This window comes from Rhodococcus ruber (assembly GCF_027270735.1).
Classification (GTDB): domain Bacteria; phylum Actinomycetota; class Actinomycetes; order Mycobacteriales; family Mycobacteriaceae; genus Rhodococcoides; species Rhodococcoides rubrum_A.
In genome coordinates, this window is the sequence record NZ_JAPWIJ010000012.1 from 122,413 (window position 1) to 134,734 (window position 12,322).

The window sequence follows — 12,322 nt, forward strand, 5'->3', positions numbered from 1 at the left end:
CCCCAGAAACGTCAACAGGTTTACCATCTGTCGTAGATGGACTTTCCGTCATCGCCCCGGTTGTTGTCGGCATGGTGCGACGGTCGTTCCGTCGCTACACGATCCACGATTCGGGCCACCCGATAGTCTTCGGTGAGCTCCCGGCGAATTTCCGCCGCCGTCGCCTCCGCGTCGGCCAATGCTTCGCTGTGGGTGCGGGCGATCGTGGCGGCGGCAGCGTTCGGACTCGTCTGCGAGAACCATTGTGAAACAACCATCTCGGTGATTCGACCGTCGATGGAGACTTCGATCGTCACGTCGCCGTCACTCGAAGTGGCCCTGCCTCGTAGCTTCGACAGGGATCGATGAACGCGAGCGGCCTTGACTGTGAGTTCTTCGATGTCCGCGTCGGGCCGGCTGCTCATCGTTGCTCGATCACCAGCGGAGCAACAGCGCGCGGAGGGGTCTGCCCTGCCTCGATCTCGAAACACGGCGAGGACCCTCCCACGCTCAGAAATTCGGGCGTGCCGAGTTCGGCAAAAAGCCGATACCCATCCGGTGTCGTTGCCGACGCCCGCTTTCCACCGTCCTTGCTCTCGTCCTCGACTGTCCAGCCCCATTCGCCCCAGCTGGCCAACAGTGAATCGAGATTGCCTCGATGCGTTCCGTCGCCGACCACCCAGTAGCCGGCATCGAATCGATGCGGGCCGTAGTCGATGGTGTTGTCGTCGTAGCAGGGTGCGAATCCACCCCTGGGAAGATCCGACTGCGGATACGTCGGATTCTCGACATCGAACCGCGTGCCTGCAGGCAGCGCCGAGAGCGAGCGACCCAGCACCTCGACGGTTCGAGCCTGGGCTTGCTCCTGTGTCAATGTGTTGTCCACATCTACTCCGTTCTGCGAGCACCCGACTGAGAGAAGAGCACACGTCAGTGCGATCGCGAGAAATGTTCTGGGCGTACCCCGGACGGTCCGATCAGTCATTCGACTTTTCCTGTGTTCGTCATGATCTCGGCCATCGATCGCAGCGACGGTGTGCCTGGCTCGAAGTAGCTACTGTGCGAGTCGGGGTCGAACCCGACATCACCGAGCACTGGTATGTCGATCGAGTCGTTGCCCGGTGCGCTCTCGAATACGGTCGCTCCGAATACATCGGACGTCGGATCCGCGCCGTGCGCTACTTCCGGCACCAGCACCCCGATCCACGTCACCGGGTCTGCCGGGGCAGCGGTAGCGAACACGTGATCGACCATCCGATCCGGTGCGACGCCGTCGAGCGCAAGATCACCGACCCGGGCCACCCCCACCCCGGGGCTACCCGCGAACACGACACTGTCGACATCGAGCGAGCCTCCATCGCTCATCGCATGCCCGACGACTGTGCTGCCGTAGCTGTGACCGATGACGGTGTTGTGCGAGGGTGGGCCGTCGTGCGCGGCACGCAGACCGTCCTGGAAACTGTCCAACCGGGGAGATCCGGCGTCGGCGAAGGTTGTCCGCGCGGCGTCGGACAGCCCAGGCGGTGCGTCGTACCCCATCCACATGACCACCGAGTTCTCGCTTCCCGGCGACACTTTGTTGGCTTCGAGCAGAATTCGTTCGGCCCGCGCCAAGTCCCCGCCCATCTTCGACAACTCGGTGCCCGTCCCCGGAACGTAGGTCGCAACATTGTGCGCGGTGTCCGGATTGTTCAGCGCGATCGCACCTCGGCCGTGGTCGTCGATATTCATCAAGAACTTGGGAACACCGTCCTCGGCATCGAGCTGGTTGCGTACTTCGTGAAGACCCGCCACCGCACTGGACGCCTTCTCGCGATCGGCAGTCCAACTCTCCCAAGCCTTGCGACGAGCCTGCTGTTCCTCGTCCAGTACGCCACTGGACGGCGGCACGTTCTCCCCTACGGCCCAATCAGGATGGCGAGCCTCGACAGCAGCGAGATCGATCTCCGCTTCTGCCGTGATCGGTACCAACAAATCCTCGTTCAAACGTGCCTTGTCCACCGCCGGCAACCCGTCCCGGCTTCCGATAGTCGGGTCCCAGGCCGCCAGACCGTCTTTCTCGGCCGGCGTCAAGCCGTCCCAGAACGCAGCGAGATCTCGAGGATCGTCGGGCAGAAAAGCGTTGCCGTCGAGTATGTCTCGAACGACTTCGCTGTAGTGGTCCGGCGCACCGGGAGACTCGGTGAGGTCTGCGAGGGCATCGATCGCGCGCTGCAGCGAGTCGGCGCACATTCGGTCGACGGCGGCTGCGCTGTTCAACAGACCTCGGACTGTGGCCTCGCGACTGCGCGCTTGCTCATCGAAACTGCTCTGCAACAACAGGTCTGCGACAATGTCACCGGTCGAGCAGATGGGTGCGGTTACCGAACCTGCATCGTCGACCGTGAATCCGCCGGCAACGGCAGCATCGACTGCGGCTAGGGTCGATATCCGCACCTCGGTCAGTTGCCCTGCCGCTGTGCCGAATTCGACCGCTTCGTCGTCTACGGCGGTGACCACATGGGTCGCGGACAGTCGATCGGCCAACGACCTGGCAGATGCCGCTGTTGCCGCGTCCCCTTTCCACTGGCTCAGGCCATCCCTCGTGGCGCGGCCGACATCGCTGACCAAGTCGTCGAATTCCGCGTTCACCGCAGCAAGATCGGAAGCAACATCGACGAGGGCAGTCGGATTCCATCCGCGAACCTGCGAGACCGTTGCGCTCATCGACGATCCGTGTTCACACGCCTGAGCTGATCGCTGAAAGCCCGGTCGGTGTCCTCGTAGCTGTCCGCCGAGGCCAACGATGCGGATGACATCTCTCGAATACGATCCGCCACTCCGCGATAGGAGGCGAGGGTCGGAATCGCAGCGGACCTGGCAACATCGCCGAACGCCGAGTTGGGCATCGCATCGGCAGCGGCCGCAATGGGAGCTACCGGATCCAACGACCCCACCGAATCGGCGGTAGCTCCGAGCGCACTCCCCAACGCCCGCAACGCGTCGAGATCGACTTTCAACATCGGTATCCCCCCGGTCAGTCGCGTCGCGCCCTCCCCAGCGCCGGGTCAGCGTAGCAGTACGAACGCTCGCGTCAGGGCCGGCGATACCGAACTGTCCAGCTCATGATGGTGACTACGTGTTCGACCCCAACAGTCATTCCTCCCGCCGCACGACGAACGCCGAGTTGACGCGGCGAGGGGCATTGGGGTCCGGCGGCGGTCGCTTCTGGAGCTCGAAAGCCGCCGCGAACCATCCTGCCGGTGGGATCTCGAGTTCGGGCGTCACCCTGTTGTCGATATCGATGTGCGCGCCGGTCGACGGGTCGACTTCGTCCCACAACGTCGTCACTTCGCTTGCTGCCGAGCTGAACTGACTCGCATCGAGAACGTGCCGTGTTTCGGCGACGCCGAAGTGCGGCCACGCGAAGTACACCTGCAACGGGCCCGCGGGCGGCACAGGCGTCAGGATGAGGCCGACGCGACTGTGGAGGCCGCCACCACCCCCGCCGTTCGCACTAAGACCAGTTCGCTTGCCCGGCAGGTTCGTCGAGATGGTTCCACCCACGTCCTCGAAGCCCAGCAACATCGGCGGCGTGCAACCCGACTCGGGTTTGCCGAACCCGTACATACCCAGGAACCGATCGGCCCGTCGAACGCTGGCTTCGACGGAAAAGGTCATGCACGTGCTGTAGACCTTCGCACCTGTCAGCCAGACACCGATGCGGTCTGTCCTCGCCAGAACCAAGTGAACGGGCACCACAGCAGGTATCTCGTTGATGGGAATTCCACGGAAACGCGACGGGCCGGCCGTTCGATCACTGCTCACGCAACCACTCTCTCCCGGGATCGCCGCGGTACGCAAGACCGGCACAGGAGCATTGCGATAGTCCATCATCCGGCCCGATCGACGATGTCCGCACACCTCGACAGTCGCGTCGACGCCGCAGCGTTCGCAGCCGTCCGCTTCCCTGTCGACATCACTCGGCTGGCGGCGTTCGGGGCGCTCTCGACGAGGTGACGGCATTGCACCTGTGCGACAACACGATCTGTGCGCGGGTCACCGTCGACCCGGACGCGGCAGCGGGCGGGTTCGGGGTGCGCCACGTCGTCGACGGGACGCAGTCACAGAACCTGCTCGACGTGGGAGCCAAGGGCCGCGGGGACGTCTCCCTTTCTCGTTTTCACCGTCCGCCTCGCGGTGTACGGTGACCGCGGGGATCGGTACGGCTCGAGAAGAATGTCGGGGGATCATGACTCTGTTCGGTGTGCTCGATCGCGTATTGACTCGACGACTGCCCCTGGAGCCTCCGGACGATCCCCATGCCGCGATCCTTCCGACCCCGATCGACAACGACGCCTTCTTCCTCACCCCTCCCGGCATTGAAGACCTCGCACCCGGTGCGGTGCTCCGGCAGCGCACGACCCGCGGTCTGGTGCCCCGGCCGCGAACCGCAATGCATCAGTTCATGGTGCGATCGACCGACGCGCGAGGTCTCCCCGCCGGCGTCACTGCCTCGCTGCTGATCCCGAGGCGGCCGTGGACCGGGCGCGGACCGCGGCCCGTCGTCGCCCACAACGTGGCCATCGATTCCCTCGGAGCCAAGAGCACGCCGTCGTACCGGCTCGTGCACGGTGTCGGTGCAGACCTCCCGCCGGTGATGCCGCTCTGGCTCGCCCGCGGATACGCCGTCCTCGTCGCCGATCACCAAGGCCCGCGGATGTCGTACTCCGAAGGCACGATGGCCGGGCATGCCGTCCTGGACTCGCTACGCGGGATGACGGTCGTCGCCCCGGAGCTCGCCGACAGCCCGGTGGTGGCCTACGGCTACAGCGGCGGCGCGATCGCCACCACGTGGACGGCTCAGCTGCAGCCGAGGTACGCGCCGGACGTGAGGTTGGCGGGTGCCATCGCCGGTGGAACGCCCACCGACTTCTCGATGCTGCTGGACACCATGAACGGCACCGTCGCGGCCGGCCTGCTGGGCGCGGCGAGCATGGGTCTCGCGCGTGAGCACCCCGAGATGGTGGAGTTGTTCGGCCCGAAGGCGCTGCTGTTGGCGTCCTGGGTGAAAGACATGTCCGTCCTCCCCCTGGCCTTGGGAGGGTTGGTACGCATGCGAATCGAGGACTTGGCGTCCCAGCCCGACCCGTTCGACTCCGATATCGCGCGGCGGGTGATCGCCGCGAACCGTCCGGGTGCCGACGCGCCGTCGGCGCCGGTCGCGTTCTTCCACGGTTCCGCGAGCAAGTGGATCGGCGATCGCTTCATCCCCGAGGCCGGCGTGACCGCCCTGATCGAGCAGTGGCGCAGCAAGGGTGCCAACGTGCACTACGAGCCCGTGGCAGGCGACCACTTCATCGGTGCCATGACTGGACTGCCGTTCGTGTTGCGTTGGACCGCAGGGCAATTCGCGGCCAACGGTTCGGGTTAGCTTGCCGTCCGCCGAGTTCGACGTGATAGGTCTCCATCGCGTCGATCACGGCGGTCAACGGTGAAGACGGGCAACAGATCTCCTCATACAATTCAGAAAAGGGCGGGCAGGATTCAGAAGGGAAGAGCGGTGCCGGTTTCAGTTGCCAGGGCCCGGATGTCGGAGAGGGTCTGTTCGGCCAGCACCACTCCCCCGTCAGCGAGATTGCTTGCCGCAGCGTTGTCCTCGACCTCGCCGGGGTAGTAGATGCGGTCGCTACCTTCCGCCAGCGGGGTGGAATGCACCTCGTCGATCAGTCCTTGTACAGCCTCGAGATAGTGCTCGGTCTTGCCTGCGCTGGCGACGTCGATGGCGATGAACATGTGGCCCGCTCCGCTGGGCCGGTCTGCGACGTACGGTCCCGTCACTGCTGTGCCGGTGTTACTGCCGGTGAGCGCGCCGGAGAGGATGTCCATCATGAAGGTGATGGCGTAACCCTTATGGCCCGCCATGGGCAAGATGACGCCGTCGATCGCCTCGGATGCGTCGGTGGTGATGCGACCGTCGGCGTTCATCGCCCACGTGTCCGGGATCGATTCGCCTCTGTTTCGCGCGAGGTAGATCTTGCCGCGGGCAACGGCGGTGTTCGCGATGTCGACGACCACTGCTCCCCCTGGCGTGGGTGCAGGTGCCCCGATCGACCAGGGGTTTGTGCCGAGGCGTTTCTCGCGCCCACCCCACGGTGCCATCGCTGGACTGGCGTTGGTGGTCAGGATGGACGCGCAGCCGTCGAGTGCTGCACGCCGGGTGTAGTACATCGCCGTGCCGAAGTGGTTCGAATTGCGGACTCCGACCATTCCGATTCCGTATTGACGTGCCCGTTCGATCGCCGACTTCCGGGCGGTTTCGGTCAATACCTGGCCGATACCGTCGCGGCCGTCGAGGATCTGCAGGGCCCCCGCATCCGCGATGACTTCCGGTGCGGTGACCGCAGTCATCGCACCGGTACGGAGCCGCGCCACGTACCACGGCAAACGGAGCACACCGTGGGACTGATGCCCCCACAGGTCGGACTGAACGAGACTGTCCGCCACAAGCCGGGAATCGGCTTCGGGAACGTCGTGAGACCGCAGGACCGCGGCAGCGAACTCGGTGAGCGCATCGGGTTCGATGCGGGTTTCGTCGGTCATGGAATCAATCCCTCGTTTCAATCGATACGTTTAGGTATACACTACGACATACATAACGTGGATCACATTCGAGTCGAGGAGCCTTTCCGTGATGAACCTGCTGGTGTCGGTGAGCGTCAAGCCCGACAAGCGCGAGAAATTCATCGGCGCGATCGTCGAGAACGCAGTGTCGTCGGTGCGGGATGAGCCCGGATGCCATCAGTTCGACGTATTCGAGGACGAGAGCACACCCAACCACTTCTTCTACTACGAGCGTTACACCGACCGCGCTGCGTTCGACGCGCACAAAGCGTCCCCACATTTCGCTGCCTGGCGGGAGATCGCCGAGGACGTCATCGTTCCCGGCTCGCAACACAACACGTTCGGCAGTTCCGTCACCACCGTGATCGCGTCCGAGTCCGTCTGACGTTTCTCGTTTTCGGGCCACCTATCCAGGAGAACTTCATCAATGTCTGCTTCCATCACCACCATCAACCCGGCGACCGGCCGCGAGCTCGCTACGTACGAAGCGATGAGCGACGCGGTCATCGACGCTGCGCTCGACACTGCTTCGGCCGCCCAGACCGACTGGGCGCATACCGGTTTCGATGACCGCTCGAAAATTCTGCACGACGGAGCCGCCGAATTACGATCCCGCGCAGAGTCACTGGCGTTGTTGGTGACCCGAGAGATGGGCAAGCCGCTCGCAGAGTCTCGAGCCGAAGTGGAAAAATGCGCTGTCGGCCTCGAGTACTACGCAGACAACGCTGCCGGCTTCCTCGCCGACGAGACCTACGAAACCTCCGCCGACACCTCCTGGGTGTCGTACGAACCCATCGGGATCGTGCTGGCGATCATGCCGTGGAACTTCCCGCTCTGGCAGGTCTTTCGTTTCGCTGCGCCCGCGCTGATGGCCGGGAACGCCGCATTGTTGAAGCACTCTCCCAACACCACGGGCTCTGCTCTCGAAGCTCAGGCCATTCTCGAAGCCGCGGGGTTGCCCGCAGGATTGTTCACCACCCTGCTCGTCGCCGAGGTCGACGTACCGGCGGTCACCGAACGCCTCATCTCCGATCCCCGCGTCGGTGCCGTGACCATCACCGGCAGTGAACGCGCCGGATCTGCGGTGGGGTCCATCGCCGGACGCGAAATCAAGAAATCGGTGCTCGAGCTCGGCGGCTCGGATCCCTTCATCGTTCTCGCCGACGCCGACCTCCCCAAGGTCGCGCACCTGGCCGCCAAGGGCCGCTTCCTCAATGCCGGCCAATCCTGCATCTCCCCGAAACGGTTCATCGTCGAAGCCCCGGTCGCCGACGAGTTCACCCGACTGGTCGTCGCTGCAGTCGAATCACTGACCGTCGGCGATCCCGAAGCCGACGGCACCGACGTCGGTCCGATGGCGCGAGCTGATCTACGCGACGGCGTCGCTGCACAGGTCCAGGACTCAGTCGACGCGGGCGCGACCCTGCTCACCGGTGGCACGGTCCTCGATCGGCCCGGTAACTTCTACGCCCCCACGGTCCTGGGCAACGTCGGCACCGGCATGGCGGCGTACCACGAAGAAGCGTTCGGCCCGGTCGCGTCCATTATCACCGTTGCAGACGCCGACGAAGCAGTTCACGTCGCCAACGACACCCGATTCGGGCTAGGCGCCAGCATCTGGAGCGCAGATGTGAACAGGGCCATTGCGGTCGGAAAACGAGTCACCTCCGGTGCCTGCTTCGTCAACGCCGTCGTCGCCTCCGACGCCCGAATGCCCTTCGGGGGCACCAAGCGGTCCGGTTACGGCCGAGAACTCGCCTCCGCCGGTATCCGCGAATTCGTCAACGTGCGTACCTGGTGGGCCATGAACACTCCTGCCTCGGTTGCACCCACATCGGAGTGACACCCCACTGCTCAGTGCACTGCCCCACAGCCCGCATCACCCGAAAGGACCATCACCGATGACTACCACCGAAGGCCGTACCGTCACCGACTCCGCCAGCGACGACGGCCGCCCCGCCGTCGTGCTGCATTCCTCCGGCATCACTCCACGCCAACGCGGCGGAGGAGCCCGCACCATTCCGCTTGTCTCACAACAGGTCGGCGCAAAGGACTTCCTCAACGGCATCACCATGTTCGCCCCCGGATCGGCGATACCCGAACACATTCACAACTGCGACGAGTCGGTACTGGTCCTGAAAGGATCGGCCGTCGCACACATCGACGGAAAGGAGTATCCCGTCACCGTCGGCGACAACTCGTTCATCCCGGCAGGTATTCGACACTTCTTCCACAACACCTCCGACACCGACGAACTCCACATCTTCTGGACCTACGCCTCCATCGACGCCAACCGCACCGTGATCTCCACCGGCGTGACCACTCGCATCGACGAGGAACACGGCACCAACATCGCCTGACGCGTTCGCCCGCGTCGCACCCGAAGGCCGCAGGACTCCGTCAAAACGCCGAGTCCTGCGGCCCGCCCGACCATCAGCCGACCGGACGAAGCTCAGGCGGTGACAACGTCGATCCGCGGACCACCGCCCGCACGTGCAGGATTCATCACTGCATCGAGGATGGTTCGCTCGGTGGCCTCGAGATGCTCGGCCGCCGCTGCCTTCGCAGCCGACGAGTCTCCGGCGATGATCGCCCGACACATCTGCTGATGCTCCACCAGCGATCGCTCGAGGCGATCCGGACTGGTGTGCGCAATCGACCTCAAACGCGCACTGTGCGGCCGCAATTCGGCAATCGATCGAGACAAGTGCGCGTTACGCGTGTACGAGATCACCGCCCGATCGAACTGCTCGGCGAGTTCGTAGAAGTGCTCCCACCGCTGACTCGACGGTTCCTCGTTCTCCATGCTGTCGAGCTCGCCGAGAATCTCGATGAACGGCGCAGCCGCAGCCGGATCGAAACGCACCGCATCGGCAACCATCCCGGTAGCCGTCGACTCGAGCAGTGAGCGAAGCTCGAAAAGATCACGCACCCCCGATATCGATATCGGTGCCACCCGTGCACCCTGCCGGTCGACCAGCGTGACGAGACCTTCGGCCTCGAGCCGCACAAATGCTTGCCGCACAGGGGTTCTGGACGCATTCAGCCGCTCACCGATGGAAATCGCGCCCAGCGACGAGCCAGGCGCGATCTCACCCGACATGATCTCCGCCTTGAGCTGCGCATACACCCGATCACTCTTGCTGTCACCCGTCATGAATGCATCGTAGCCAACCGCTCGGCACTCGCAAAGGAATGCCATACGGTATACAGTGATGCACACCACTACACGAAAGGGCGACGATGCTCGTCATACTCGGTTTTTCCATGATCGCGGTTTTCATGTACCTGATCATGAGCAAACGCATCACACCGGTCGCGGCACTTATCCTGGTGCCTACCGTGTTCGGCCTGTTCGCAGGCGCAGGTCTGGGCCTGAGCGACATCATCATGGAAGCTCTGCTCAAACTCGCGCCCACTGCAGCACTGCTGTTCTTCGCCATCACGTTCTTCGGAATCATGATCGACGTCGGGCTCTTCGACCCCCTGATCAGACTGATCCTCAAATTCGTCAAGAACGACCCGATGCGTCTGGTCGTCGGTACTGCACTACTGACCTCGATCGTCTCCCTCGACGGTGACGGATCGACCACCTTCATCATCGTGACCTCGGCATTCCTGCCGATCTACCTCAAACTCCGCATGAGCCCGGTCGTCCTGACCGTCGTTGCAGCCACAGCCAACGGCGTCCTGAACACCGTTCCCTGGGGTGGATCGACAGCACGTGCGTCGGCAGCGCTCGGCGTCTCTCCGATCGACATTTTCGTCCCGATGATTCCAGCTATTGCAGCAGGCTTGATCGCCGTCACGGTCCTCGCCTACTTCCTCGGCCGCGCGGAACGCAGGCGAGTCGGTACGCTCACCCTCGATCCCGAATCACGCATCCTCCGGCGCGAAAGCGTGACCACCACAGCAGGAACGGGAGGCAGCGCCTCCACCGGATCGGATCGACCGGCCACCGGCTCCGCAGGCACCGGCGACGACATACCCGCGACAGCGACCCCCGAGACCAGCGACTTCGGCGATCTCCCCGAAGACGCAGCGGCACACCTGCACCGACCCAAAGCCCGCCCGAAGCTGGTGTGGCTCAACCTCGCTCTCACCATCGCCGTGATGACACTGCTCGTCCTCGATATCGTCGAACCACCGGTTACGTTCATGATCGCCGTCGGCATTGCACTGGTACTGAACTTTCCTCGTGTCAGCGAGCAGTCCGACCAAATCAAAGCCCACGCATCGAGCGTCGTTTCCGTCGTCGCCCTCGTCTTCGCAGCATCGGTTCTCACCGGCGTACTCAACGGCACCGGCATGGTCGAAGAGATGTCCCGGTGGCTCGTCAACGTGATCCCCGACGCCTTCGGACCCCACCTGGCCATCGTTGCCGGCGTACTCAGCATCCCGCTGACGTTCTTGATGAGCAACGACGCCTTCTTCTTCGGAGTACTACCGGTGCTCACCGAAACCGCATCGCACTACGGCATCACCAGCGAAGAAATGGCACGGGCCGCCATCGTCGGTCAACCCCTGCACACGTCGAGCCCGTTGGTTGCATCGTTCCTCCTGCTCATCGGACTCGCCAAAGTCGAACTCGGAGCGCACCTTCGGAAAGCAATCTGGCGCGCATCACTCGTCTGCGTGGTCATGCTCGCCGTCGGCGCACTCACCGCCGCCTACCCCGGATGAGGACATCCATGAATATCGTCATCGCACAGAACGATCGACCCGAAAGCCGACTCGCATTCGACTGGGTTCTGAACCATGGCACCGCAATGGCCAGCAGCCCCACCGATCTACACGTCCACGTCGTGCTCGTCGGCGGTGCTGATTCTCCGGCGAGCCCCAACTACAGCTCACCCACATTCGGAGAGTCGATCGCCGCTGAACTTGTAAGAGTCGGAATTTCTCACACCGTCCATCCAGCTGGCCATGATGCAGCGACACAGATCGTCGAAGTCGCCGAGTCAGTCTCGGCCGACCTCGTAGTCATCGGGATGCGCCGTCGATCGGCAACGATGAAGCTGCTACTCGGGAGCCAAGTCCAACGAGTCATGCTCGACGCACCCTGCCCCGTCGTAACCATAAAATCCCCGCTCGACTGAACCCGAGTAGCGCAGAAGATGTCGCCGGTTGCGTCCCTCTAGTCACCGCAACCGGCACATCTGCACGTGGTCACTGACGCACCGGTCACGCTGAGAGGCGAAACGCAGAACAAAGGCAGGACGCCGGGTCCACAATGCTCCCTCCACAATGTGCGTCATGTACTTGATCGGTGGCAGAGAGGATTCAAATCCCGCTGCGCCACTTGTCCATTCACAGCCGACGTACGCAGAAGTCCACGACCCCCGCCGAAACCCGTTGCTCACCCTACTTTTCGGATCCATATGGACTCCGTGCCCCGAGTCGGACTCGAACCGACACTGTGCGGATTCAAGTCCGTGGAAGTGGATTCGCATGAACTTCAATGGACTCGATATATGTTTATTCACAACGTTTTTCGTGCACGGCCGTCCGAACCAGTCCATGACGATTCGTACCGACTTGTGACACTTACGTGACATCGAGCGTCACTCGCATCAGCACGATCGAACCGTCCTGAGACGAAGGGCCCTGGTAGGTCTGTCCGATTGCCGCACTTCCGAGGGCGCACGAATCCTTGCGTCCGCCGGCATCGAGCCCAACTGAAGCGGCGCGTACCCGCAGCGCCGATGTCAGCCGACTCGGGTGTCGCCGGGTCACGCGA

General features: G+C 63.5%; 15 protein-coding genes. 7 read left to right on the forward strand and 8 right to left on the reverse strand.

Annotated elements, in window-relative coordinates; genetic code table 11:
* Nucleotides 1-20: 20 nt before the first annotated feature.
* The 5 genes from O4220_RS23955 to O4220_RS23975 all read right to left on the reverse strand — a co-directional run bounded on the left by O4220_RS23955 (nucleotide 21) and on the right by O4220_RS23975 (nucleotide 3,786).
* Nucleotides 21-404, reverse strand: coding sequence for a YbaB/EbfC family nucleoid-associated protein (locus O4220_RS23955; protein WP_269608043.1), 384 nt, complete (start codon nucleotides 402-404; stop codon nucleotides 21-23).
* Nucleotides 401-865, reverse strand: a complete 465-nt coding sequence (locus tag O4220_RS23960) for a hypothetical protein (protein WP_269608044.1) — start codon at nucleotides 863-865, stop codon at nucleotides 401-403. Before O4220_RS23960 ends, O4220_RS23955 begins: the two co-directional genes overlap by 4 nt.
* A gap of 95 nt (nucleotides 866-960) precedes the next feature.
* Nucleotides 961-2,685: an alpha/beta hydrolase gene (locus O4220_RS23965; protein WP_269608045.1), complete on the reverse strand. Its 1,725-nt coding sequence runs from the start codon at nucleotides 2,683-2,685 to the stop codon at nucleotides 961-963.
* Entirely contained in the window at nucleotides 2,682-2,981 is a 300-nt protein-coding gene (locus O4220_RS23970) for a UDP-glucose 4-epimerase (RefSeq protein ID WP_269608046.1), read from the reverse strand. The genes O4220_RS23965 and O4220_RS23970 overlap by 4 nt, the downstream gene beginning before the upstream one ends.
* A gap of 133 nt (nucleotides 2,982-3,114) precedes the next feature.
* Nucleotides 3,115-3,786, reverse strand: a complete 672-nt coding sequence (locus tag O4220_RS23975; protein WP_269608047.1) for a hypothetical protein — start codon at nucleotides 3,784-3,786, stop codon at nucleotides 3,115-3,117.
* Between the two features lie 188 nt (nucleotides 3,787-3,974).
* On the opposite strand from O4220_RS23975, the gene O4220_RS23980 reads away from it, so the two are divergent.
* Entirely contained in the window at nucleotides 3,975-4,169 is a 195-nt protein-coding gene (locus O4220_RS23980) for a hypothetical protein (protein WP_269608048.1), read from the forward strand.
* A gap of 41 nt (nucleotides 4,170-4,210) precedes the next feature.
* Complete coding sequence (locus O4220_RS23985; protein ID WP_269608049.1) at nucleotides 4,211-5,392, forward strand: lipase family protein; 1,182 nt, start codon at nucleotides 4,211-4,213, stop codon at nucleotides 5,390-5,392.
* Between the two features lie 113 nt (nucleotides 5,393-5,505).
* On the opposite strand, the gene O4220_RS23990 is transcribed toward O4220_RS23985, so the two are convergent.
* A complete protein-coding gene (locus tag O4220_RS23990) occupies nucleotides 5,506-6,561 on the reverse strand; it encodes an Ldh family oxidoreductase (RefSeq protein ID WP_269608050.1) in 1,056 nt (351 codons plus the stop codon).
* Between the two features lie 91 nt (nucleotides 6,562-6,652).
* On the opposite strand from O4220_RS23990, the gene O4220_RS23995 reads away from it, so the two are divergent.
* The 3 genes from O4220_RS23995 to O4220_RS24005 are packed head-to-tail and all read left to right on the forward strand — an operon-like array spanning nucleotide 6,653 to nucleotide 8,942.
* The gene (locus O4220_RS23995; protein WP_245154485.1) at nucleotides 6,653-6,967 is read left to right on the forward strand and encodes a putative quinol monooxygenase; all 315 of its coding nucleotides are present in this window, start codon (nucleotides 6,653-6,655) and stop codon (nucleotides 6,965-6,967) included.
* Nucleotides 6,968-7,009: 42 nt separating this feature from the next.
* A complete protein-coding gene (locus O4220_RS24000; protein ID WP_269608051.1) occupies nucleotides 7,010-8,425 on the forward strand; it encodes an NAD-dependent succinate-semialdehyde dehydrogenase in 1,416 nt (471 codons plus the stop codon).
* Nucleotides 8,426-8,483: 58 nt separating this feature from the next.
* Entirely contained in the window at nucleotides 8,484-8,942 is a 459-nt protein-coding gene (locus O4220_RS24005) for a cupin domain-containing protein (RefSeq protein WP_269608052.1), read from the forward strand.
* Between the two features lie 92 nt (nucleotides 8,943-9,034).
* Here the strand turns inward: O4220_RS24005 and O4220_RS24010 are convergent, their stop codons facing one another.
* Entirely contained in the window at nucleotides 9,035-9,739 is a 705-nt protein-coding gene (locus tag O4220_RS24010; protein ID WP_269608054.1) for a GntR family transcriptional regulator, read from the reverse strand.
* A gap of 86 nt (nucleotides 9,740-9,825) precedes the next feature.
* On the opposite strand from O4220_RS24010, the gene O4220_RS24015 reads away from it, so the two are divergent.
* On the forward strand, nucleotides 9,826-11,265 hold the full coding sequence (locus O4220_RS24015; RefSeq protein WP_269608055.1) for a CitMHS family transporter: 1,440 nt from the start codon (nucleotides 9,826-9,828) through the stop codon (nucleotides 11,263-11,265).
* A gap of 8 nt (nucleotides 11,266-11,273) precedes the next feature.
* Entirely contained in the window at nucleotides 11,274-11,681 is a 408-nt protein-coding gene (locus tag O4220_RS24020; protein WP_269608056.1) for a universal stress protein, read from the forward strand.
* Between the two features lie 448 nt (nucleotides 11,682-12,129).
* Here O4220_RS24020 and O4220_RS24025 read toward each other — a convergent pair whose 3' ends face one another.
* The gene (locus O4220_RS24025; protein ID WP_269608057.1) at nucleotides 12,130-12,318 is read right to left on the reverse strand and encodes a hypothetical protein; all 189 of its coding nucleotides are present in this window, start codon (nucleotides 12,316-12,318) and stop codon (nucleotides 12,130-12,132) included.
* Nucleotides 12,319-12,322: the final 4 nt, after the last annotated feature.

Bases quoted from the DNA above. Each gene is read 5' to 3' on its own strand.
- O4220_RS23955 (WP_269608043.1), bottom strand. From the start codon at position 404: ATGAGCAGCCGGCCCGACGCGGACATCGAAGAACTCACAGTCAAGGCC.
- O4220_RS23995 (WP_245154485.1), top strand. From the start codon at position 6,653: ATGAACCTGCTGGTGTCGGTGAGCGTCAAGCCCGACAAGCGCGAGAAA.
- O4220_RS23985 (WP_269608049.1), top strand. From the start codon at position 4,211: ATGACTCTGTTCGGTGTGCTCGATCGCGTATTGACTCGACGACTGCCC.
- O4220_RS24005 (WP_269608052.1), top strand. From the start codon at position 8,484: ATGACTACCACCGAAGGCCGTACCGTCACCGACTCCGCCAGCGACGAC.
- O4220_RS23965 (WP_269608045.1), bottom strand. From the start codon at position 2,685: ATGAGCGCAACGGTCTCGCAGGTTCGCGGATGGAATCCGACTGCCCTC.
- O4220_RS23970 (WP_269608046.1), bottom strand. From the start codon at position 2,981: ATGTTGAAAGTCGATCTCGACGCGTTGCGGGCGTTGGGGAGTGCGCTC.
- O4220_RS24020 (WP_269608056.1), top strand. From the start codon at position 11,274: ATGAATATCGTCATCGCACAGAACGATCGACCCGAAAGCCGACTCGCA.
- O4220_RS23990 (WP_269608050.1), bottom strand. From the start codon at position 6,561: ATGACCGACGAAACCCGCATCGAACCCGATGCGCTCACCGAGTTCGCT.
- O4220_RS24010 (WP_269608054.1), bottom strand. From the start codon at position 9,739: ATGACGGGTGACAGCAAGAGTGATCGGGTGTATGCGCAGCTCAAGGCG.
- O4220_RS24000 (WP_269608051.1), top strand. From the start codon at position 7,010: ATGTCTGCTTCCATCACCACCATCAACCCGGCGACCGGCCGCGAGCTC.
- O4220_RS24015 (WP_269608055.1), top strand. From the start codon at position 9,826: ATGCTCGTCATACTCGGTTTTTCCATGATCGCGGTTTTCATGTACCTG.